Here is a 335-nt window from a genome sequence, read left to right as displayed (position 1 = left end):
GTCACCGCGCATCTGGACCGCGCCTACGACAACGGCCCGACCCGGGACCTGCTTGACGAGCTGGGCTTCGACGCCGACATCGCGCGCAAGGGCATCCCCGCCCCGGTCCAGGTCGGCAAACGCTGGGTGGTCGAGCGCACGAACTCGTGGATGAACGGGTTCGGCAAGATCCGTCGCTGCACCGACCGCAACGCCAACGTCATCGACTTCTACCTGTACCTGGCCGCAGCCTTCGTCACAGTCCGTCAACTCATCCGCCGCGCCCGCACGCTCTACCGTTGGGACACCCGACCCACCACCCGCAGGCTCAAGTAACACCAATTGCCGGTCGCTCT

The 335-nt window shown here is 66.3% G+C and carries 1 pseudogene; it reads left to right on the top strand.

From position 1 onward, the window contains the following. Window positions 1–315: pseudogene (locus tag ACNAW0_RS30780) on the top strand (IS5/IS1182 family transposase); the annotation flags it as partial. Between the last annotated feature and the right edge of the window lie 20 nt (window positions 316–335).

This window comes from Micromonospora sp. SL1-18, assembly GCF_047921505.1.
GTDB lineage: Bacteria > Actinomycetota > Actinomycetes > Mycobacteriales > Micromonosporaceae > Micromonospora.
The sequence above is the reverse complement of the archived record's forward strand: the minus strand, read 5'-3'. Positions and strand labels throughout refer to the sequence as shown.